The 2096-nt window shown below is 70.2% G+C and carries 1 protein-coding gene and 2 pseudogenes; 2 read left to right on the forward strand and 1 reads right to left on the reverse strand.

Translation table 11 applies throughout. The annotated features are described in order from the left end of the window. Positions 1-503: pseudogene (locus tag ACZ53N_RS37190) on the forward strand (transposase); the annotation flags it as partial. Positions 504-576: 73 nt separating this feature from the next. Here ACZ53N_RS37190 and ACZ53N_RS37195 read toward each other — a convergent pair. Continuing rightward, positions 577-1053: pseudogene (locus ACZ53N_RS37195) on the reverse strand (IS3 family transposase); the annotation flags it as partial. Positions 1054-1558: 505 nt separating this feature from the next. Between ACZ53N_RS37195 and ACZ53N_RS37200 the strand changes: the two are divergent. Then, the coding region (locus ACZ53N_RS37200) for an ISAs1 family transposase (protein WP_469145113.1) at positions 1559-2096 on the forward strand (538 nt) is incomplete at its 3' end.

Raw genomic sequence — 2096 nt, forward strand, 5'->3', positions numbered from 1 at the left:
CCCCGGTGATCCGGGAACGCGGCCGCTCCCAGCGCCGGTTCCCGGTCGCCGCTCTGGCCTGTTACAAGCCCGGTGAGCGCTCCCGGCTCACCTGCCGGCCACGCCACATCGACCACCAACGCGGCGGACGCCGCAGCTCCACCCGGACCGACTACCGCGACCTGCTCATCGTGGCGCACAAGCAGCTCGGAAGTCCGCTTGTGCTCGTCTAGGACAACCTCAACGTGCACAAGGACGCCCGGTTGCGGGACTTCATCGAAAGCCACGACTGGATCACCGTCTTCCACCTGCCGCCCTATGCACCCGACCTCAACCCCGTCGAAGGCATCTGGTCCCTCCTGCGGCGCTCCAGCCAGGCCAATACCGCCTTCATCAACCCAGACCACCTGATAGGCGCCCTGCGCCACGGTCTCCGCAAGATCCAGTACCGCAGCGACATCACCGACGGATGCCTTGCTGAGACCGGCCTCACCCTCACGACACCACCGCTACAAAGTCAGTAGAGGACTCCGCGAGTGCGTTGTCCGCGCTGCTGCCGACCGCGCTCATGTTCCTGGTCACACCTCCGCGCAGGCGTCAGCGAAGATCCTGCTCGGTACTGCGAGCCGTGATCGCACTGAAAGACGGCTCCGGCGAGGCTGCCCCGGGTCCGCTCGGCCGCCGTGAGGGCGTCGGTGACGAGCTCGGCGCGCGTATGGTCCGCGATCGCCCAGCCCCGCCAGGCGCCGCAAGCACAGATTCGGTCACCGTTGCCAGATAGAGCGGCTTCGCGCCGCTGACCGGCAAGTATGTGATGTCGCCGACGTACTTGGCGTTCACCGTCCTGGCGGTGAAGTCCCGGCCGATCAGGTCCGAGGCCTTCACCGCGGCCGGATCCGGGAGGGTGGTGCGGTGCTTGTGGCGGAGCCGGACTCCGGCGAGCCCGATCTTCCTCATGACCCGGGCGACGCGCTTGTGGTTGGCCCGCTCGCCCTCGTCACGGAGTTCGGCGGTGATCCGCGGGATGCCGTAAGTCCCCTCCGGCTCGCGGTGAACGGCGCGTATCCGGGCAGCGAGCTTGTCGTCCGCAGCCCGGCGGGCAGCCCGGTCCGGGGCGGTGCGGAGCTAGTAACAGAAGCTGGAGCGGGCGATCCCGAGGATGGTGCACAGCCGCTTCACGCCGTGGCGGCGCTGGTGGTCGGCGACGAACTGGAAGCGGTTCACCAGCGCGTCTCCCCTGCAGAATACCGGGATGCCTTGCGGAGGATGTCGCGTTCCTCCTCCAGTTCGCGGATCCGCTTGCGCGCGGCTGCGAGCTCAGCCTCCTCCGAGTCCGCGGCCGGTGAAGGGCCCGGGGGCGTCGAGCGGGAACCCGGGCGCCGGCCGTCGGCGGCCCGGATCCAGTTCCGCAGCGTCTCGGTGTTGCCCCGAGGGCTGATGTGTTCTCAGCTGGTGAGATGGGCTGATCGCTTGCATACGTGGTGATCCAGATGGTTTGCCCGGTTGGGGAACGAGGTACGCGGCCCCTGATGATCGAGGTTCTCGGAGCCCTTTGATCACGAACAGGGGGCGCGTTCGCGTGTCATCCTCCCTGATCGGTGTCCTGCAGCGTCACCGCAAGGACACCGGCCTGCCCTGCCCGCCCGCCACTTTGCCCGGACTCTCCTCGCTGGCCGGGCTGTTGGACCGGCTGCCTGGTCCCCGGCGGGTCCGGGGCCGCCGCTGCGGGCTGGGCGCCCTGCTCGCCCTGTGTCGGCTCGCGGTCCTCGGCGGCGCCACCACGCTGGCCGGCATCGCGCGGTTCGCCATCGGCGGTTCTCCCGAGGTCCGGGCACGGCCCGGACTGGCCCGGCTCCTGCGTGCCACGACGCAGGGCCACCTGCTGGCCCGGATCGACGGCGATGCGCTCGGCGACGCCGTCGGCGCCTGGCCGGAACGACGCTCACGCGACCCGGCCGGGACCGACGCCCCGGAGCCGGCCGGGCTGGCGGTCGATGGGAAAGCCGTCCGTGGCAGCCGCGATGGAATCCGGTCGGCAGTGCATCTGCCCGCCGCCGTCCTGCACGAGGGCCAAGCCGTCGTCGCCCAGCGGCAGACCGCCGCCAAGAGCAACGAGA

The sequence above is a fragment of the Streptomyces sp. NPDC033229 genome (genome assembly GCF_055576875.1).